This window comes from Microlunatus endophyticus (assembly GCF_014646195.1).
Classification (GTDB): domain Bacteria; phylum Actinomycetota; class Actinomycetes; order Propionibacteriales; family Propionibacteriaceae; genus Microlunatus; species Microlunatus endophyticus.
The window spans coordinates 84,934-103,226 of the sequence record NZ_BMMZ01000007.1 but is presented as its reverse complement, the minus strand read 5'-3'; the positions used below and the strand labels follow the sequence as shown (position 1 = coordinate 103,226).

18 protein-coding genes are annotated in these 18,293 nt (G+C 68.0%); 14 read left to right on the top strand and 4 right to left on the bottom strand.

Features of this window, described 5'->3' with window-relative positions; all coding sequences use genetic code 11:
* The first annotated feature begins 71 nt into the window (after positions 1-71).
* From IEY07_RS14850 to IEY07_RS14825, 6 genes are all read left to right on the top strand, one after another.
* Complete coding sequence (locus tag IEY07_RS14850; protein ID WP_229670138.1) at positions 72-971, top strand: DMT family transporter; 900 nt, start codon at positions 72-74, stop codon at positions 969-971.
* A 10-nt stretch (positions 972-981) separates the two neighbouring features.
* Positions 982-1,461, top strand: coding sequence for a group II truncated hemoglobin (locus IEY07_RS14845; protein WP_229670137.1), 480 nt, complete (start codon positions 982-984; stop codon positions 1,459-1,461).
* Positions 1,462-1,471: 10 nt separating this feature from the next.
* Positions 1,472-2,260, top strand: coding sequence for an SDR family NAD(P)-dependent oxidoreductase (locus IEY07_RS14840; protein ID WP_188896172.1), 789 nt, complete (start codon positions 1,472-1,474; stop codon positions 2,258-2,260).
* 109 nt (positions 2,261-2,369) lie between these two features.
* Complete coding sequence (locus IEY07_RS14835; RefSeq protein ID WP_188896171.1) at positions 2,370-3,068, top strand: lysophospholipid acyltransferase family protein; 699 nt, start codon at positions 2,370-2,372, stop codon at positions 3,066-3,068.
* A 79-nt stretch (positions 3,069-3,147) separates the two neighbouring features.
* Positions 3,148-4,869, top strand: coding sequence for an FAD-binding oxidoreductase (locus tag IEY07_RS14830; protein ID WP_188896170.1), 1,722 nt, complete (start codon positions 3,148-3,150; stop codon positions 4,867-4,869).
* 24 nt (positions 4,870-4,893) lie between these two features.
* Positions 4,894-5,511, top strand: a complete 618-nt coding sequence (locus IEY07_RS14825) for a pyrimidine 5'-nucleotidase (RefSeq protein ID WP_188896169.1) — start codon at positions 4,894-4,896, stop codon at positions 5,509-5,511.
* A 590-nt stretch (positions 5,512-6,101) separates the two neighbouring features.
* Here IEY07_RS14825 and IEY07_RS14820 read toward each other — a convergent pair.
* Entirely contained in the window at positions 6,102-6,827 is a 726-nt protein-coding gene (locus IEY07_RS14820) for a TetR/AcrR family transcriptional regulator (RefSeq protein ID WP_188896168.1), read from the bottom strand.
* A gap of 89 nt (positions 6,828-6,916) precedes the next feature.
* On the opposite strand from IEY07_RS14820, the gene IEY07_RS14815 reads away from it, so the two are divergent.
* Both IEY07_RS14815 and IEY07_RS14810 read left to right on the top strand, forming a co-directional pair.
* The gene (locus tag IEY07_RS14815; RefSeq protein ID WP_188896167.1) at positions 6,917-7,384 is read left to right on the top strand and encodes a hypothetical protein; all 468 of its coding nucleotides are present in this window, start codon (positions 6,917-6,919) and stop codon (positions 7,382-7,384) included.
* Complete coding sequence (locus IEY07_RS14810) at positions 7,381-8,511, top strand: serine hydrolase domain-containing protein (protein WP_188896166.1); 1,131 nt, start codon at positions 7,381-7,383, stop codon at positions 8,509-8,511. Before IEY07_RS14815 ends, IEY07_RS14810 begins: the two co-directional genes overlap by 4 nt.
* Positions 8,512-8,513: 2 nt before the next feature.
* Here the strand turns inward: IEY07_RS14810 and IEY07_RS14805 are convergent, their stop codons facing one another.
* Entirely contained in the window at positions 8,514-9,512 is a 999-nt protein-coding gene (locus IEY07_RS14805; RefSeq protein WP_188896165.1) for a TetR/AcrR family transcriptional regulator, read from the bottom strand.
* A 141-nt stretch (positions 9,513-9,653) separates the two neighbouring features.
* On the opposite strand from IEY07_RS14805, the gene IEY07_RS14800 reads away from it, so the two are divergent.
* Positions 9,654-10,868: an FAD-dependent oxidoreductase gene (locus IEY07_RS14800; RefSeq protein WP_188896164.1), complete on the top strand. Its 1,215-nt coding sequence runs from the start codon at positions 9,654-9,656 to the stop codon at positions 10,866-10,868.
* Positions 10,869-10,889: 21 nt separating this feature from the next.
* Here the strand turns inward: IEY07_RS14800 and IEY07_RS14795 are convergent, their stop codons facing one another.
* The gene (locus tag IEY07_RS14795; protein WP_188896163.1) at positions 10,890-11,789 is read right to left on the bottom strand and encodes a LysR family transcriptional regulator; all 900 of its coding nucleotides are present in this window, start codon (positions 11,787-11,789) and stop codon (positions 10,890-10,892) included.
* A 73-nt stretch (positions 11,790-11,862) separates the two neighbouring features.
* Here IEY07_RS14795 and IEY07_RS14790 point away from each other — a divergent pair, with 73 nt between their 5' ends.
* The 5 genes from IEY07_RS14790 to IEY07_RS14770 all read left to right on the top strand — a co-directional run bounded on the left by IEY07_RS14790 (position 11,863) and on the right by IEY07_RS14770 (position 16,779).
* A complete protein-coding gene (locus tag IEY07_RS14790) occupies positions 11,863-12,786 on the top strand; it encodes an EamA family transporter (RefSeq protein ID WP_188896162.1) in 924 nt (307 codons plus the stop codon).
* A gap of 139 nt (positions 12,787-12,925) precedes the next feature.
* Positions 12,926-13,279 (top strand): YciI family protein, encoded by a 354-nt coding sequence (locus IEY07_RS14785; RefSeq protein WP_188896161.1) that lies wholly within the window; start codon positions 12,926-12,928, stop codon positions 13,277-13,279.
* Positions 13,266-14,591, top strand: coding sequence for an RNA polymerase sigma factor (locus IEY07_RS14780; protein WP_188896160.1), 1,326 nt, complete (start codon positions 13,266-13,268; stop codon positions 14,589-14,591). Before IEY07_RS14785 ends, IEY07_RS14780 begins: the two co-directional genes overlap by 14 nt.
* A 10-nt stretch (positions 14,592-14,601) precedes the next feature.
* Entirely contained in the window at positions 14,602-15,720 is a 1,119-nt protein-coding gene (locus IEY07_RS14775; RefSeq protein ID WP_188896159.1) for a lipid II:glycine glycyltransferase FemX, read from the top strand.
* Between the two features lie 9 nt (positions 15,721-15,729).
* Entirely contained in the window at positions 15,730-16,779 is a 1,050-nt protein-coding gene (locus tag IEY07_RS14770) for an alanine racemase (protein ID WP_188896158.1), read from the top strand.
* 16 nt (positions 16,780-16,795) lie between these two features.
* Here the strand turns inward: IEY07_RS14770 and IEY07_RS14765 are convergent, their stop codons facing one another.
* Entirely contained in the window at positions 16,796-18,274 is a 1,479-nt protein-coding gene (locus tag IEY07_RS14765) for a zinc ribbon domain-containing protein (RefSeq protein ID WP_188896157.1), read from the bottom strand.
* Positions 18,275-18,293 lie beyond the last annotated feature (19 nt).

Here is an 18,293-nt window from a genome sequence, read left to right as displayed (position 1 = left end):
TTAAGCACCACTGAAATTGGATGTCCGATTGTTCGCTTGTCGCCAAACCATTCTGGCCTCACCATCGACCTGTGAGCACAACAGTCCAAGCGCCCGCCACGACGACCAAGACCTCCGCCACCGCCGCGATGACCGTGACGATCCTGCTGTGGGCGTCGGCCTTCGTGGTCATCCGCTGGGCCGCGCCGTACCTCGCACCGGGCTCACTGGCGCTGCTGAGACTGCTGCCCGCGGCCGTCGCGCTGACCGTCTTCGTACTGATCCGCTCCCGGCGCGACGGTCTGCGGCTGCCGACCGGGCGGCCGCTGGTGCTCACGATCGGGTACGGGATCGCCTGGTTCGCCGGTTACACGGTCGCCCTGAACTGGGCCGAGCACCATCTCGATGCCGGCACCGCGGCGATGCTGGTCAACATCGCCCCGATCCTGATCGCGCTCGGCGCCGGGCTCTTCTTCGGCGAGGACCTGCACCGCCGGCTCTTCGTGGGGATGGGCATCGCGCTGGTCGGCGTGGTCCTGATCGGCGTCACCACCGGCACCGGCCACTCCGACGCGCTCGGCCTGCTGCTGGGCCTGCTGGCCGCGCTGCTCTACACGGTCAGCCTGCTGACCCAGAAGGTCGTGCTCCGGACTGTGAGCCCGCTGGTCGCGACCTGGGTCGGCTGTGTCGCCGGGATGCTGGCGACGCTGGAATTCGCGGGTCAGGCCTACAGCGACATCCTGCACGCCCCGGCCAGCGCGACCGTTGCCGCGATCCTGCTCGGTGTCGGGCCGACCGCGATCGGCTTCTCCACCTGGGCGTACGCCCAGAGCCATCTGCCGACCGGGCAGTTGGCAGCCGCTTCCTTGATCATCCCGGTGGTCGCGATGATCATGTCGGCGGTCGCACTGGGTGAGCTGCCGCCGGCGCTGGCGATCACCGGCGGCCTGATCTGCCTGCTCGGGGTGGTGGTCAGCCGCCGGCGGGCGTAGCGTCGAGGATGTGAGTCAAGTCACCATGCCGCCGGCGGATTCGGGGGCACCCACGGTTTTCGAGGCTGCCGGCGGAGCCGACGCGATCATGCGGCTGGCCGAGGCATGGCACGCGCGCTGCCTGGCCGACCCGATCGCCGAGCACCCGTTCAGCCACGGCACCCATCCGCAGCACACCGAACGGCTGGCCGCCTACTGGGGCGAGATGCTCGGCGGGCCGCCCGCCTTCACCTCCGGCCTGGGCACCGAGGCCGCGATCGTCCGGATGCATTCCTGCAACGGTCCGCATCCCGAGCTCGACACCGCCGCCGAGTGCTGTTTCGTGAAGGCACTGGACGACGCCCGGATCCCCGACGAGGAACCGCTGCGAACCAACCTGGTCGACTGGTTCCGCTGGTCCAGCAATCTGGTCACCTACGGCTTCGAGCATGATCAGGTGACCGACGACCTGCGCCTGCCGAAGTGGTCCTGGAGCGGTCCCCTCGATTAGGGTCCGGGCCATGGCAACAGCCCTGATCACTGGCGGCACCTCGGGGATCGGTCACGAATTCGCCCGCCAGCTGGCCGCGAAGTCGTATGACCTGGTGCTGGTCGCGCGCGACAAGGAACGGCTCGACAAGGTCGCCGAAGAGCTCCGGACGGCATTCGGGGTCGGCGTCGACGTGCTCCCCGCCGACCTTTCGGACCGGGAGCAGTTGGCCAACGTCGCCACCCGGCTCGGCGACCCCGACCGGCCGATCGACCTGCTGGTCAACAACGCCGGATTCGGGGTGCACTCCAAGATCTTGGATGCCGACCTCGGCCCGCAGGACGTCGCGATCGACGTGATGATCCGGGGTGTGATGGTGCTCTCCAACGCCGCCGCCCGGGCGATGCGCGAACGCCACCCGAAGCAGACCGACAAGGTCGGCATCATCAACGTCGGCAGCACCGCCGGCTACGTCACGATGGGCGCCTACTCGGCGATCAAGGCCTGGGTGACGGTCTACACCGAGGGGCTGGCCAACGAGCTGAGCGGCAGCGGGGTGCTGGCGACGGTGCTCTGCCCCGGCTGGGTGCACACCGAATTCCACCAGCGGGCCGGGATCAACGCCTCGAAGATCCCCAGGCCGATGTGGCTGGAGGCCGACCGGCTGGTCCGCGAGGCGCTGGTCGACTACGAGCGCGGCCAGGTGATCTCGATCCCGACCAAGCGCTACAAGGTGCTCATCTGGATGGCCCGGGTGGCCCCGCGCCCGATGGTCCGACAGGTGTCGAAGCTGTTCTCCTCGGGCCGGCACTCGGAGTGATCGTGGATTCCAGCGGGCCAGATCGCCCGAAACGGCTCCTGGGGTCCTTGGCACGGATCTGGCCCGCAGAAATACTCGTTCACGAGGGCCGCAACGCTATGGTGAGCAGATGAGCGGTAGCCGTTACACCTCACGGGGGCATGCGGGGCTGCGCTTCATCGCCCAGCGCGGGCTGCTGAAACCGGTCGTCTGGTCGCTGACCTCGGCGCGGGTCTACGGCCGGGAGAATCTGGATGACGTGCGGCCGCCCTACATCGTCGTCGCCAACCACTCCAGCCACCTCGACGCACCACTCATCATGAGCGGGCTGCCCCGCAAGCACACCCGCTACCTGGCCTCCAACGCGGCGGCCGACTACTTCTTCGACGTCCGCTGGCGGCGGGCGCTCACCCAGCTCTTCTTCAACGCCTTCCCGGTCGATCGCACCGGCCTCCGGGGTCAGAAGAGTGTCGCCCGGGAGTTGCTCGAATCCGGCATCCCGCTGCTGATCTTCCCCGAGGGCGGCCGGTCGATGAGCGGGTCGATGGGCCAGTTCAAGCCCGGCGCGGCCGCGCTGTCGATCAGCAGGGGCGTCCCCTGCCTGCCGGTCGCCCTGGTCGGCGCCTACGACGCGATGCCGAAGGGCGCGAACTGGGTCAGAAAGGGTCGCCCGCCGGTGACGGTCAACATCGGCCGACCGATGTCGGCGGCCGAGGACGAGGATGCCGTTGCCTTCTCCGGCCGGCTGGCCAAAGAGGTGCAGGCGCTGGCCGACGAAGCTCTCGAACGCCGCGAGCGCGACGACCGCTCGCGTGGCAGGATCAACTGAGCAGCTTCGTTCGGATGACTGCCGCAGGCATTGATACCGTCGCGCCGTTGCACGGATCATTCCCGGGGAAGAAGGATGCATGACCACTCCGCCCAGCACTGACAGGCCCGACACCGATCGGCCGACCGCCACGCACAACCCGGCGTCGGGCGTCAAGCACATGAAATGGTGGGGCTGGGGTGTCGAGGGTGTGGCCTTCCACTTCGACGACAAGCCGAAATTCGCGCCGTTCGTGAAACAGGCCGTCGGCCTCGACCTCAGCGGCGAGGCGCCGCCCGCATCGGTCGACTTCAGCACCTTGACCGTCCCGGCGCCGAAGATCTCCGACGACCTGCTGACCGAGCTCAGGGGTGTGGTCGGCAGCGAGAATGTGATCAGCGACGACGAGCCGCGGGTGGTCCATACCTACGGTAAGTCGATCCGCGATCTGCTCCGGATCCGTTCCGGCGATCTCCCCCGGGTCCCCGACGTCGTCGCCTACCCGGGTGACGAGGACGAGGTGCAGCGCATCGTCGACCTGGCGGTTGCAGCCGATGCGGTGCTGATCCCCTTCGGCGGCGGCAGCAACATCTCCGGCAGCCTGCAGCCGCCGGCCGGCGAGACCCGGACCGTGATCTCCCTGGACATGGGCCGGCTCAACAAGGTGCTCGACGTCGACGAGGATTCCGGGCTGGCCCGGATCCAGGCCGGCGCCCAGGGCCCGGACCTGGAGGAGCAGCTCAACAAGCGCGGCTGGACCGTCGGGCACTTTCCGGACAGCTTCAACCACTCGACCATCGGCGGCTGGGTGGCGACCCGGTCGTCGGGCATGCAGTCCGACAAATTCGGCGACATCTCCGACATCACCCGCGGCGTCCGGGTCGCGACGCCGTCCGGGCCGCTGGTGCTGCGTCCGCTGCCGAGCACCTCGACCGGACCGAGCGTCCGGGAGATGATCCTGGGCAGCGAGGGTCGGCTGGGCGTGATCACCGCGGTGTCCGCGCAGGTCCACCGGCTGCCCGAGGAACGGGTCATCCTGGCCTACTTCTACCCGACCTTCGACGCCGGGCTGGAGGCGATGCACGACATCTCGCTGCTCGACTCGCGACCGTCGATCACTCGGGTCTCCGACGCCGGCGAGACCGGCTTCACCCTGGCCACGGCCAAGAAGACCTCCGTCGGCCAGACGGTGCTCTTCAAGGTGCTGCAGCGTCGCGGCTGGGACCTGGACAAGATGTGTCTGTCCTTCGTCGGATTCGAGGGCACCAAGGCTCACGTCGCCCGGCAGCAGGCCGCGGTCAAGGAGATCGTCAAGAAGCACGGCGGCATGGGGGTCGGCAAGGGCCCGGGCGTGCTCTACGACCAGAAGAAATTCGACACCCCCTACATCCGGGACTTCCTGCTGGACTGGGGCGGCGCCGCCGACGTATCCGAGACCGCAGCCCCGTGGAGCCGGCTGAAGGACGTCTACTACAACACGATCGACGCGGCCAAGCAGGCCTACAAGGAGCTCGGGATCGATCCGGGCTGGGTGATGTGCCACCTGTCGCACTCCTACCACTCCGGTGCCTGTCTCTACTTCACCTTCGCCTTCGTCTACGGCGATCGTGATCCGCTGCCGCTCTACGAGGTGGTGAAGAAGGCGATCCAGCAGTCCTTCATCGACAACGGGGCAACGCTCTCCCACCACCACGCGGTGGGCACCGAGCACTCGCCGTGGCTGTCACAGGACATCTCACCGGCCGGAGAGAAGATCATGAAGGGCCTCTTTGCCGCTGTCGATCCGGGCAGCAACTTCAACCCGGGCAAGATCACCAGCTGAGGCCGGGCGAGCACGATGCGGCGGGTGTCGCACTGGGTCTTCGATCTTGACGACACCCTCTATCCGCCCACCGTCGGGCTGACCTCGCAGCAGCGGCTGCATATGCTCGGTTACGTGCAGAAGGTGTACGACCTGCCGCCGGACGAGGCGGAGATCGTACGCCGCAGACTCGTCGCCGAGCACGGCACGACACTGCGCGGACTGATGATCACCAAGGAGATCGATCCGGTCGATTTCCTTTCCTGGGAAGACGATCTGGACCTCTCCGCACTGCGACCGAACCCTCCGCTGCGAGATGCGTTGGCGAGGCTGGACGGCCCGCGGTACGTCTTCACCAACGGCTCGGCCGGTTACGGCCGACGGGTGCTCGGCCGGCTCGGGCTGGATGATCTCTTCTCCGGTGTCTGGGGCATCGACAGCGGCGATTACCTGCCCAAGCCGTGGCTGGAGGCGTACGAGCGATGTTTCGACGCTTTCGGCATCGAGCCGGCGAGCGGCATCTTCGTCGACGACTCTGCGGTCAACCTGAGAGTGCCCAAGGATCTCGGCATGGCAACCGTGCTGGTGAACCCGGACGATCCCTACGATCATGATCACGTCGACGTCCGGGTGCCGGATCTGCTGACCTGGTTGCGATCCTGACCGTAGGGAGTGTCTTCGTGGAACAGCTGAACGACCAGAGCCGGCTGCTGCAGCTCAACTACCAGCCGCTGACCGAGCAGCCGGGCGACGAGACGCTGGCGATGTACAAGGCGGACCATCCCGATCAGGCTGCCTCGTCGGATGATTTGTCGGTGCTCGGCGGGCCGCATCCGTGGCTGCGGCGCTACCGGGTCGTCGTCGCTCTACGGACCGAGCGCCGGTCGCCAGGGCGAACAGCTCAAATTCACCGAGATCCTCATCGGCCCGCGCGCCGTCTCCTTCCGACTCGAACCTCGGCTTTCGCCGGACGAGAAGGCCACCGACGATCTGGAGCGGCACTTCTACGTCAGGATCGAGGGCGCCGGCCTGGCCGCCGAGATGGACAAAGACGCGATGACGCGGTGGGCGGTGCAGACCGTCGCGACAGGCAAGCTGTCGCCCGAGCAGCGACAATCACTTCCACCGGAGGTGCGGGCGGCCGCCGAGCAGGAGGCGAAGAAGGGCTGGTGGGCCCGACGGAAGGCGCGCAGCGAGCGGCAATCACCGGTTGTATGTCTATCGCACGCTGTCCCACGACCTCGACGACCTGATCAAGCCCGAGGTGATGCAGCAGATGTTCCGGCTGGCGGCGCTGCTCGGCCCGGCCGTTTCCGAGGCGACCGCAGGCCTTGAGCGAAACCGATGATCAGCGCATCCACGGCGAATTCCAGCCGGTACGTCGCGGGTCGCCCCAGGCTGGCGTGCGCTGCCTCGGCCAGCACCGGGAACTCGTCCGGCGACACTCCGGCCAGCTGACCCGCGGGATCTCCGGCGGCCAGCGACTGGTCGGTGCCGGTGTCCAGGGCTGCATGGATGAGCACCAGCCTGGCCAGGGCATAGACGATGTCGAGCGAACGTTCGGGCGCGAAACCGGCGTCGCAGAGCACACCGACGAGTGACTCCATGACCTGCAGGCTGCCGCCGGTCATGGCCGGCCGGGTCAGCACCAGAGGCAGCAGATTCGGGTGCTCGGTCAGCCGCTCGAAGAACGACAGGGCGTAGCAGCGCAGCTGCGACTGCCAGTCACCGGTCGGCTGCCCTGACACTGCCGCCTGCGCGACGAGTTCGCCGACGATCGCGTCCAGCAAGGCGTCCTTGCTCGGGAAGTGGTGGTAGATCGCCATCGCCTCGACGTCGAGCTCCGCGCCGAGCCGACGCATCGACAGTGCTGCCAGCCCGTCCCGGTCCGCCAGGTCGATCGCCGTCCGCAGGATGGTCGGCGCGTCCAGACCGGCATGCTGGCCCCTCCCTCGCGATGGCCTGCGTGACGGGCTCATGGTCCTCCCGGGGAATAACCTGATTGCTTCTGTTCTACGACGTATATTAGCGTGATCGTCAAATGTACGGCGTAAAACAAGGAGCCGGGATGAACCTCATCAGGAGACCGGAGCGCGGGACGCTCGCGGCGGCGTACGCGGGGCTGGCCCTGACCATCGCCGCGATCGGACTGCTCTACCTCGACCACGCGACGACGAATGTCCTAGCCAGCCACATCCGGGACGGCTACCCCGACTATCCGTCGGCGCGGATCACGACGGCAGCGACGACCTACCTGGTCTACCTGTCGATCCTCGGCGGGCTGGGCATCCTCACCTGGCTGGCCACGATCTGGGCAGTCGTACGCCGCCGGCGACTCGCCCGGTGGCTGACGCCCGCGCTGGTCCTGACCGGCATCGGCATCGGCCTGTTCAACCTGCTGATCCGCGACACCTCCGGCGACACCGGCCTGCCGGCGCTGATCGGCTGGGTCGGGCTGGTGCCCAGCCTTGCCGGCCTGGCCGTGGTGATCCTGCTCTGGCGCCGTCCTAACACCACGAAAGGAATTCGATCATGACGACAACAACCCTGGAATCGCCCGCGCTCGCCGCCGCCCTGGACGCACTGCACCACAGCGGTGTGCCGGGCGCCATCGCCGAGATCCGTACGCCGGAAGGGATCTGGAGCGGTGCGGCCGGCGTCCGCGATCTCGAGACCGGCACGCCGGCGACCCCCGACCTGCAGCATCGGGTCGGCAGCGTGACGAAGAGTTTCACCGCCGTCGCAGTGCTCCGCCAGGTGGAGCAGGGCGAGCTCGAGCTCGATGCGCCTGTCGGCCGCTACCTGCCGGATCTCGTCCCCGGCGAACGCGGCGACCGGATCACCGTACGGATGTTGATCAACCACACCAGCGGCCTGCCGGAATACCTGCCCTACGCCTACCCGTCGCTGCGTGCCTTTCCCCGGCTCGCCCAGACCACGCCGGACAGCCTGGTCGAGACCCGCTTCCGCCGCTGGGATCCGTTGGAGTTGATCAAGCTCGGAGTCGAGGCGCCGCCGACCGGTCGGCCGGGCGACACACCCGGCGTCTACTCCAACACCAACTACCTACTGCTCGGTCAACTGCTGCAGCGGATCACCGGACTGCCGGCAGAAACGGTGATCACCCGCGACGTCATCGAGCCGGCCGGCCTGCAGCACACCTTCTTTCCGACGCGGCCGGAACTGATCACCCGGCACACCGGTCTCTACGAGTCCTGGTTCGGGATGTTCGATCCGCCGGAGGACTTCAGCGTCTTCGACATGAGCTGGGTCGGTGTGGCCGCCTCACTGGTGTCGACGGTATCGGACCTCAACGAATTCTTCGCCCAGCTGATCACCGGGCAGGTCATCAGCCCAGCGCCCCTCGCCCAGATGCAGCGTACGAATGCGGTCGTTTCCTTCGAGCAGACCTTGATCGACTATGGTCTCGGCCTGCTCCGCAAGGAGATTCCGGGTGTCGGCACGCTGTGGGGCCACGACGGCACGGTCTGGGGAGGCGGCACGATCGCCCTGTCCAGTGCGGACGGGACGCGGCAGCTGGCATTGGCGATCAACCGGCAGCGGTGGAACAGTCTGGATGCCGACGGACGACCCGCGCCGCACCCGATCGACCGGGCGCTCAACGGCTTCCTGCAGGTCGGGTTGAATGCCCTTCGATCGTGACGCTACTTCGGGCCGCGCTCGAGGGCGTTCCTGATCATCTCGCGCTCATGCCGTCGGGCGTCGCGAAGCTTGGCCTCGGCCTCGCGCCGCTTGGCGTTGGCGTCACGCACCTTCGGGTCCTTGCGGACATGATCGAGTCGCAGTGCCTCGGTGGCCTGATCATCGTCACGCCAGCCGGGAGCGGGGCGTACGACCTCCCGGCCGGGATCCTCGGCGTGGGTTGCGATCCCGTCCAGGATGATCTCCAGGCCGAAGCTGAAGTCCCCGTCCGGATCATGTCTGTCCGAATCGATGGCCGCAGAGGCGGCCAAGTAGCTGCCGGAGCGTACGAACGGGGCAAGATCAGGAAACCGGTCGTCGGTGACCAACTCCTGGACCAGCTCACCCAGCCCGTCGGAGGGGTCCGGCATGCCGCCGGACGCGAAGTCCCGTTCGACCCGGCTGTATTCCCTGACGTGGTTGGTGATCAGCACCAGCAGTTGGAGCTTGTCCGCGTCGGCGATCACCAGGTTTCGCATGCAGCGCATGGCCAGATCGGCCAGCGCGAGATTGTTGGGGGTGAGCAGCAGGGCCGCCGATACCGGAAGATCACTCAGCCACGGATGATCACGATAGACACCCCGCAGTTGGGCGGCGAAGCGCCGCAACTGGGTCCGCCAGTCCTGGTCGACCGGCGCTGCCTTGCGATTGTCCTTGCGAGTGTCGGTCAGACTCTGATCGGTGCCGGCGACGACCTCGCCGGCGGCCGCATCGGCCATCAGGTCGAGCAGATCGTCCTTGCTGGTCACGTAGCGGTAGAGCGCCATGGTGGTAAAGCCGAGCGCGGACGCGACCTTGCTCATGGTGACCGCACCGAGCCCCTCGGCGTCGGCCAGCTGGATCGCCGCTTCGACGATCCGCTCATGGCTCAGCTCGCGCTTCGGACCACGCTGCGGATCGGCGACCATGCCCCAGCTGATCGCCACCGCACGCGGCAGGCCACCTTCGAACGCCTCGGTCATCCTCGCTCCCGCACCACTCGATCCCGCACCAGTCGATCCCGTACGGGGCAACGCTACCAAACCGTGTACACCGCACTCTGTATATGCCATACTCTGTTTACATTGCACGCTGTATATACCGCACACAGAGATGGGACGGACATGGACACCACAGATGTCGTGATCAGCGGCGCCGGGATCGCCGGGACGGCAGCCGCCTACTGGCTGAGCCGCGCGGGACTCTCGGTGACGGTCGTCGAGCGGGCTCCCGAGCCGCGCCGCGGCGGTCAGGCGGTCGACCTGCGGGGCGCGGGCCGTACGGCCGTCGGACGGATGGGGCTGCTGGAGGCGGCGCGGGAGATCGCGGTGCAGCAGGAGGGATTCGAGATGCTCGGCCCGACCGGGAAGTCCCTCGGGCGGATCGGCGTGGACGCCTTCGGTGGCAACGGCGTCGTGTCCGAGATCGAGATCCTGCGCGGCGACCTGGCCGAATTGCTGTACCGGGCAACGATTCCGGACGTTGAGTACGTCTTCGACGACACCATCACCGGCATCGAGCAGGACGCCGACGGCGTCGCGATCACCCTCGAGAAATCGGAGCCGCGCCGTTGCCGGCTGCTGATCGGGGCGGACGGCTCGCACTCGATCGTCCGCCGGTTGGCCTTCGCCGACGAGCCGAACGCGCTGCATCCACTGAACTGCTACAACTCCTGGTTCACGCTCACCGACAGCCCGATCGACACCGGCGGCTGGTTCCAGATGTTCAACGCGCCCGGCGGCCTGGTCGCCGGCGTACGACCGGGACGGCTGCCGGGTGAGATCAAGGCCGGGTTGAGCTTCCGTTCCGGGCCGATCACCTACGACCGTCGCGATGTCGCCGCGCAGCAGGAGTTGCTGGCCCAGCGATTCGCCGGCGTCGGCTGGCAGGTGCCGCAGATCCTCGCCGGGATGCGTCGGGCCGACGACTTCTTCTTCGACTCGGTCGACCAGGTGAGGCTGTCCAGTTGGCACCGCGGCCGCGTCGTGCTGCTCGGCGACGCCGGCTACTCCCCCACATCGCTGACCGGTCTGGGCACCAGCCTCGCGCTGGTGGGGGCGTACGTCCTGGCCGGTGAGTACGCCGGCGCCGATGATCATCGAGCGGCACTGGACAACTATCGGCGGATCATGCTGGGTTACGTCACCCAGGCCCAACGCGTGCCGGGCGGCGGTGCCGCCGGCTATGCGCCGAACACTCTGCTGATGATCAGATTGCGGGCGATCTCGATGACCGCGATGACCCATTGGCCGTGGAACAAGCTGATCGCCGGCCAGTTCTCCAAGGCTGACGCGATCGACCTGCCGTCGTACGACTTCGACACCCTGAGGACAGCATGATCATCTATTTCGGTCGTCAGCTCACAGCGTCGCCGCCTCGGCTGTCAGCGCGTCCAGCACCAGCCGTACGGACCGTCGAGCAGCCCGGTCCGGCCGCGACAGCGCCTCCAGATGGCGACCGGCCCGGATCCCGGCCAGCGGCACCAGGGCAAACCGGCCCGCGGCCCGAGGCCGGGAGCTGTGCCGGGGCAATAGCGCCACTCCGCGACCGACCTCGACCAGCTTCTCCGCCAGCGGCAGGTGCGTGGTCCTGAAGATGATCTTGGCGTCCCGGCCGGCCTGGAGCGAGACCGCCGACAGCACCCGGTCCAACGGAAACTCCTTCGGTACGCCGATCCAGGGCTCGTCGATCACGTCGGCAGTGGTCACCCGGTCTAACTTCGCCAGCCGATGATCAAGAGCAACGGCGACGTCGACCGGCTCGCGGAGCAGGTGCGTGACGTGCAGCCGGGACCGGTCGGCCACCGCACCGCCGTCGGACCGGTGGGCGATCACGATGTCGAAGTCGGACACCAACGCGTCGAAGTCCCCCTCACCGACGTCGCGTTCGTCGGTGATCAACTCGATCTGCGGGTAGGCGTCCATCCTGTCGAGCAGCCCGGGGATCAGGATCTCGCCGGCGGAGTAAAAGAAGGCCAGCCGTACGGTCCCGGTGGCCGTCCGCCGGTAGCGGTCCCAGTCCGCCTCGGCCTCGGCGATCGCCGTACTGACCTTGACCGCCGTACGAGCCAGGGCCTCGCCCGCGTCGGTCAGCCGGACGCCGCGGCCGGAGCGCTCCAGCAACTGCACCCCGGCCGTACGCTGCAGCAACCGCAGTTGCTGGGAGACGGCTGACGTCGTCCGGCCGGTGGCGCGGGCGACCTCGGTCACGCTGCCCCGGTCCGCCAACTCGCGGAGCAACTCGAGATGGGCGATCTCCACTTAAGTCAGGCTACACAGTTGTGGTAGGAATTCATCCTTGTCCTTGACGGTTAGGTACGCGTTCAATAGGGACGTGTCCGTCCGAGATCGCCTGCTCGCCCTGCTGGTCGCCGTCCTGTGGGGGCTGAACTTCCCCGCCACCGAGATCGCCCTGCAGCACTTCCCGCCGATGCTGCTCGGCGCGCTGCGCTGGACCCTGCTGGCGATTCCGGCCGTGCTGTTCGTGCCCCGGCCGCAGGTCAAGCTGCGCTGGCTGCTCGGCACCGGGATCGGGATCGGGCTGCTGCAATTCGCCTTCCTCTACCTCGGGATGGCGGCCGGGATGCCGAGCGGGCTGGCGTCGCTGGTGCTGCAGGCCTCAGCTCCGTTCACCGTGCTGCTGGCGGGGTTCGCCTTCCGGGAGAAGATCAGCCGGCGGCAGGCGATCGCGATCGGCGTCGCTGTCCTCGGCCTGGCTGCGATCGCGATCCACCAGTCCCAGGTCGCCGCCCTGTTGCCGGTCGTGCTCACCCTGGCAGGCGGACTCGGCTGGGCCATCGGCAACGTCTGCAGCCGTGAGGCCAAGGCGCCCAAGCCGCTGCACCTGACGATGTGGATGGCTGTCGTGCCGCCGATCCCGATGTTCGCGCTGTCGCTGATCACGGAGGGCCCGCACCGGATCGCCGGTTCGTTCACCACGTTGACGACCTGGTCGGCCTGGGAGTCGGTCTTCGGCCTGCTCTACATCGTGGTCGCCGCGGCGCTGGTCGGCTACGGGATCTGGAACACGCTGCTGTCCCGTAACCCGTCCTCGAGCGTGGCGCCGTTCTCGATGCTGGTGCCGATCATCGGCGTGCTGTCCTCCTGGGTCGCCTTCGGCGAGCGGGTCCCGCTGGTCGAATTCATCGCCGGCGCCGCGGTGATCCTCGGCGTCCTGTACGCGAGCCGTCGGCCGCGGCTGGTCGCGCCCGATCCGGAGCCCGCGCTGGTCGTCGAGGCCGGCTCCCGGCCGCACTAACTGCTGCACGCCGTACCCGGTGCGCGAGGCAGGAGTTGGTGCGGGAAAGGTCGTGCGGCAGTGTCGATCCGGGCGGTGGCGAACGTCTGGGTGGTGACAGGCCGGACCAGCCGGCCGTAGGTTGTCCGAGGAGGACACCATGGCGCACTACCTGCTCAGCATCTACCAGCCCAGCGGCGCGACGCCGCCACCGCCCGAGGTACTCGGTCCGATCATGGACAACGTCGACGCGCTCAATAAAGAGATGCAAGCGGCCGGGGTCTGGGTGTACGCCGCCGGGCTCGACTATCCGAGCACAGCAACGGTGATCACCACCGAGAACGGCGAACCGGTGCTGACCGACGGCCCCTATGTCGAGCTCAAGGAATATCTGGGTGGTTTCACGATCGTCGACGTTCCCGATCTTGATGTCGCACTCGACTGGGCCAAGCGGCTGCAGTCGGCGATCGGCCTTCCCCTCGAGGTCCGGCCGTTCTTCGATGTCCACAACTAAGCCGGTCACCGATGCCCGCATCGGCGAGATCTTCCGGGAGGAGTACGGCCGCGCGGTGGCCGTACTCACCCGGACCTTCGGTGATCTTGATCTTGCCGAAGACACGGTCCAGGACGCCTTCACCATCGCCGTACGCCGCTGGCCGATCGACGGCGTACCGCCGAGCCCGGCGGGCTGGATCATCACCACAGCACGCAATCGCGGGATCGACAGGATCCGGCGGGAATCCCGCAGGGACAGCAAACACGCCGAGGCGGCTGCGCTGGCCGAGCAGACCAGGACCGACGACTCCGAGGTCGACGACGAAGATCACGAGGCCGGTCCGGTGACCGACGACCGGCTGCGGTTGATCTTCACCTGCTGCCATCCGGCGCTGGCTCCGACCGCCCAGGTGGCACTGACGCTGCGGCTGCTCGGCGGCTTGAGTACACCCGAGATCGCGCGGGCGTTCCTGGTGCCGGAGGCGACGATGGCGCAGCGGATCGTCCGGGCCAAGTCCAAGATCAAAGGGGCCCGGATCCCGAACCGGATCCCGACCGACGCCGACCTGCCGGACCGGTTGCGTACGGTCCTGGCGGTGCTGTATCTGATCTTCAACGAGGGCTACACCGCCAGCTCGGGCGACAGCCTGGTCCGCGACGACCTGTCGGCCGAGGCGATCCGGCTGACCCGGCTGCTGCTGGGGCTGATGCCCGACGAACCGGAAGTACGCGGCCTGCTGGCCCTGATGCTGCTCACCCAGGCGCGGCGGCCGGCGCGGATCGGCGCGGACGGCGAGTTGGTGCCGCTGGCCGAGCAGGAGCGCAGCCGGTGGGACACCGAGCTGATCGCGACCGGCCACGACCTGGTGCTGCAGTGCATCCGCCGCAACCAACCGGGCCCGTATCAACTGCAGGCGGCGATCAATGCCGTGCACACCGACGCCAAGCGGCTGGAGGACACCGATTGGCGGCAGATCGTGTTGCTCTACGACCAGTTGCTCGCGATCTCGCCGACGCCGATGGTCGAGCTCAACCGGGCGATCGCGCTGGCGGAGGTGGAGGGCCCCGAAGTCGCCCTGGGTTACGTCGAGGCTCTTCGACAGGCTCAGGGGTCGACCAGCGGGCCGGGACGGCGGATGGAGCAGGGACTGCTGGAGCGCAGCCACCTCTTCCATACCGTACGGGCCGACCTGCTGCGACGGCTCGGGCAGCCGGCCGAGGCGCTCGAGGCGTACGACCAGGCGATCGCGCTGGCGACCAACGCCGCCGAACAGCGATTCCTGCAGCGGCGCCGCGCCGAGCTTTCCGGGTTGTTGCCGAACGCCGGGTAAATTGCGGGCCGTGGGTTATCAGGTACGCACCATCACCTCGGCCGAGCACGTCGCCTTCAACGCGGCGCGGCCGAGTGTGAGTTTCCTGCAGACCCCCGCCTGGGCCAAGGTCAAGAGCGAGTGGCGCAGCGAATCGCTGGGCTGGTACGACGACCGGGACCAACTGGTCGGCGCCGGCTTGGTGCTGCACCGCAAACTGCCCCGGATCAACCGGACGTTGGCCTACCTCCCCGAGGGCCCGGTGATCGACTGGGGCTCCGACGATCTGGCCGGCTGGCTGCAGCCGCTGGCGGCGTACCTGAAGAAGCGCGGCGCCTTCGCCGTACGGATCGGTACGCCGGTGGTGACCCGGCGCTGGGGCACCGCGACGATCAAGGCGGCGCTGGCCGATCCGGCCGTCACGAAGCTCAGCGACGTGTCCCCCGACGAGATCAACGCAGCGGCGACCAGGGCGTACGGACAGCTCCGGCATCTCGGCTGGCTGCCACCGAAGGACGACGACGGCGGATTCGCAGCGGGTCAACCGCGCTGGGTCTTCCAGCTGCCGCTGGCCGACAAGTCCGAAGATCAACTCCTCAAGGGCATGAACCAGCTGTGGCGGCGCAACATCAAGAAGGCCGCCAAATCCGGCGTCGTGGTGACCCAGGGCAAGAAGGAGGACCTGCCCGACTTCCACCGGATCTACACCGAGACCGCCGAACGTGATCACTTCACGCCCCGGCCGCTGTCCTACTTCCAGACCATGTTCGACGCCCTGCTGGCCGAGGATCCCGACCGGATCCGGTTGTACCTGGCCCACCACGAACGTGATCTTGTCGCCGCGACCACCTGGGTCCGGGTCGGCGAGCACGCCTGGTACAGCTACGGCGCCTCGACCACGGCCAAACGTGACGTACGCGGCTCGAATGCCGTGCAGTGGCAGATGATCACCGACGCCAAGGATGCCGGGGCGACCGTCTACGACCTGCGCGGGATCACCGACACGGTCGATTCCGACGATCCGCACGCGGGGCTGATCCAGTTCAAGGTGGGTACCGGCGGCGAGGCCGTGGAGTATCTCGGCGAGTGGGACCTGCCGCTCAACAAGCTGCTCTACAAGGCTTTCACGCTCTACCTGTCACGGCGTTAGGCTCGGAGCGTGGGAGTGACGCTGCGACTTGACCTTGACCGCTGGCGCGAGCACATGCGGGTGGTGGCCGATGCGACGCCCGGCCTGGTGCCGGTGATCAAGGGCAACGGGTACGGCTACGGCCACCGTCGGCTGGCCCGCGAGTCGGCGCTGCTCGGCACCGACACGATCGCCGTCGGTATTCCGTCCGAGGTGGCGCTGGTGCGCGAGGAGTTCGACGGCTTGATCCTGGTGCTGCAGCCGTGGCGACCGGGCGACAAGCTCGCCGACGAACTGTTGGACGACGATCGGGTGATCACCGTCGTCTCCCGCGCCGAGGACCTGCAGGCGCTGATCCGGATGGGTAAGCGGCCCCGGGTGCTGGTGGAGATCCTGACCGCGATGCGCCGACACGGCATCCCGGCCAACGAGTTGGCGCGCGCGGTCGCCGATCTGGGCGAACTGCGGTTCGAGGGCTGGACGATCCACCTGCCGATCGGCGGCGACGACCGCTACGCCGGAGCGGTGCGACTGGCCCGGACCGCGCTCGACGCGCGCTTCGGACCGCTGTGGCTGTCGCACCTGCCGACCGAGGAAGCCATCGGCCTCAGCCGTCAGCTCGGCGGCACCGAGACGCCGGTGCCGATCCGGATCCGCATCGGCACCCGGTTGTGGCTGGGTGACGAGGGCAGCCGCACGACGGTCGCGACGGTGCTGGACGTGCATCCGGTCCGGCGCGGCGAGCGGATCGGCTACCGGCAGCGTCAGTCCCCGCTGGACGGCTGGATTGTGGTGATGGCCGGCGGCACCTCGCACGGCATCGGCATGGAGGCGCCGACGCCGGCCGCCTCGGTGCGGCAGCGGGCGGTCTCGATGGCGACCGGTTCACTGGCGGCGGCCGGGCTGGCGCTGAGTCCGTACACGATCGGCGGCAAGAAGCGCTGGTTCTGCGAGCCGCCGCACATGCAGGCGTCGATGATCTATCTGCCGCGGTCGCAGACCCCACCACAGATCGGCGAGGAGGTGCCGGTCGAACTGCGGCTCACCACGGCGCTGGTCGACACCGTCGACGAGGTCTGAGTCAGCCCAGCGTTAGTCAGCACTTCTTCCAGATCGAGCCCGAGTGCGGCTCGGCCTTGTTGATCACCGGCTTGCCGCCCTCGTGGGTGAACGTGTAGTCGATGTCCCAGCGGGCACAGGTCAGACTCGGGCTCGGTCCCTTGCCCTTGGCGAAGATCGAATCGAAGGTCACGTGGGCCCCCGAACCCGTCGCCTTGCGCACCTTGATGTTGAAGTCGTACGAGGTGGCCCAGCCCTTGGCGTAGTTGCTGTAGCCGGTCGCTTGCAGTTGCGAGCTGAGTTGGCCGAAGGCGCTGCGGTAGTCGCCGGAATTGATGCCGGTGAAATACGACACGAACATGTCATCCACCGGCTTGGTTCCCGAGACGCTGATCGTCGTCGAGGACGGACCACGCTGGTCCTTGCAGTGCGTCGCCGGCAGTGAGCCGCTCGGATGCGCGACCGCTTCCTTGATCGCCTTGCCGGAAACGATCATCATCCGGCCGCGGGAGTCCAGCAGCACCATGCCGTTGGCATGACCGTTCGCGGCCAGCGTCGGTGCTCCGGAGATCCCGTTGTCGACGACAGCAGTGGTGCTGGCAAGGCCCTTGACCTCGTACGAGCCGAGCTTGACCGCAGCGCCGGTGCCTTGGACTCTGGCCTTGACCAACGCCGGTTTCGTAGTGGAGGTGTCGATTCCGTAGCTGCCGACCGGATCGCCGACCGCGGGACTGACGGCGTCGACCGGGAAGACATGGCCGCTGACCGGGTGATCGAGCTTCAAGATCACCAGCCCGTCGACCAGATCGGTGCCGGCCACCGAGGCGGCGAACGTGTCACTTCCGTTGCTGACCGCGATCACGTCGGCACCGGCCAGCGAACTCAGGGCGGCGACCGCGGTCCGGTTGTTGATCAAGAACGCGGAGCCGACCATGCTGCCGCCGCCCGACAGGCAGCCGCTGCCGACGATCTCGAGGATGCCGCTGGAGACCTGGGCGCCGAATCTGCCGTAGTCGGGCGTCCTGCTCGGCGTCGGACTGGCCGGGGTCGGGCTCGTGGAAGCGGTCGCGGACCGGCTCGGTGACGGCTGCGGCGCCGACGACTGCGCAGACGGTGGCGGAGCCGGGACCGGTTGTGGTGCAGGGGATGCCTGGTTGGCGACCCGCGGGATGATGACCACGGCCAGTGCCGCGATCACGACGACCGCCAGCGCACCGGCCAGGATCATCAACGTCAGCCGGCGATCCCTTCGCGGCGGCTGCTGGCCGGTGGAGACCGGCTGTCGGTACGGCGTCGGCTGCCCGGCGGGCGCCTGTTCCGGATAGGGCTGGTTGTAGGACTGACCGTAGGCGTACGGAGCCTGGAATTCCGGCTGGCCGGAAGCCGGCTGCGGGTTCTGCCCCTGGTGCTCAGCCGGTTGCGGGTCCGGGGTCGGTGCCCAGCCGCATTGAGCGCAGAACTGCGACCCGGGCGGGTTGGCAGCGCGGCACTGCGGGCAGATCAGGTATTCCGGCACGGACCCATCCTGCCGACCG

What these genes read in the sequence shown, in the direction of transcription:
- IEY07_RS14840 (WP_188896172.1), top strand. Translation starts at nt 1,472, where the DNA reads ATGGCAACAGCCCTGATCACTGGCGGCACCTCGGGGATCGGTCACGAA.
- IEY07_RS14835 (WP_188896171.1), top strand. Translation starts at nt 2,370, where the DNA reads ATGAGCGGTAGCCGTTACACCTCACGGGGGCATGCGGGGCTGCGCTTC.
- IEY07_RS14830 (WP_188896170.1), top strand. Translation starts at nt 3,148, where the DNA reads ATGACCACTCCGCCCAGCACTGACAGGCCCGACACCGATCGGCCGACC.
- IEY07_RS14820 (WP_188896168.1), bottom strand. Translation starts at nt 6,827, where the DNA reads ATGAGCCCGTCACGCAGGCCATCGCGAGGGAGGGGCCAGCATGCCGGT.
- IEY07_RS14815 (WP_188896167.1), top strand. Translation starts at nt 6,917, where the DNA reads ATGAACCTCATCAGGAGACCGGAGCGCGGGACGCTCGCGGCGGCGTAC.
- IEY07_RS14810 (WP_188896166.1), top strand. Translation starts at nt 7,381, where the DNA reads ATGACGACAACAACCCTGGAATCGCCCGCGCTCGCCGCCGCCCTGGAC.
- IEY07_RS14805 (WP_188896165.1), bottom strand. Translation starts at nt 9,512, where the DNA reads ATGACCGAGGCGTTCGAAGGTGGCCTGCCGCGTGCGGTGGCGATCAGC.
- IEY07_RS14800 (WP_188896164.1), top strand. Translation starts at nt 9,654, where the DNA reads ATGGACACCACAGATGTCGTGATCAGCGGCGCCGGGATCGCCGGGACG.
- IEY07_RS14785 (WP_188896161.1), top strand. Translation starts at nt 12,926, where the DNA reads ATGGCGCACTACCTGCTCAGCATCTACCAGCCCAGCGGCGCGACGCCG.
- IEY07_RS14780 (WP_188896160.1), top strand. Translation starts at nt 13,266, where the DNA reads ATGTCCACAACTAAGCCGGTCACCGATGCCCGCATCGGCGAGATCTTC.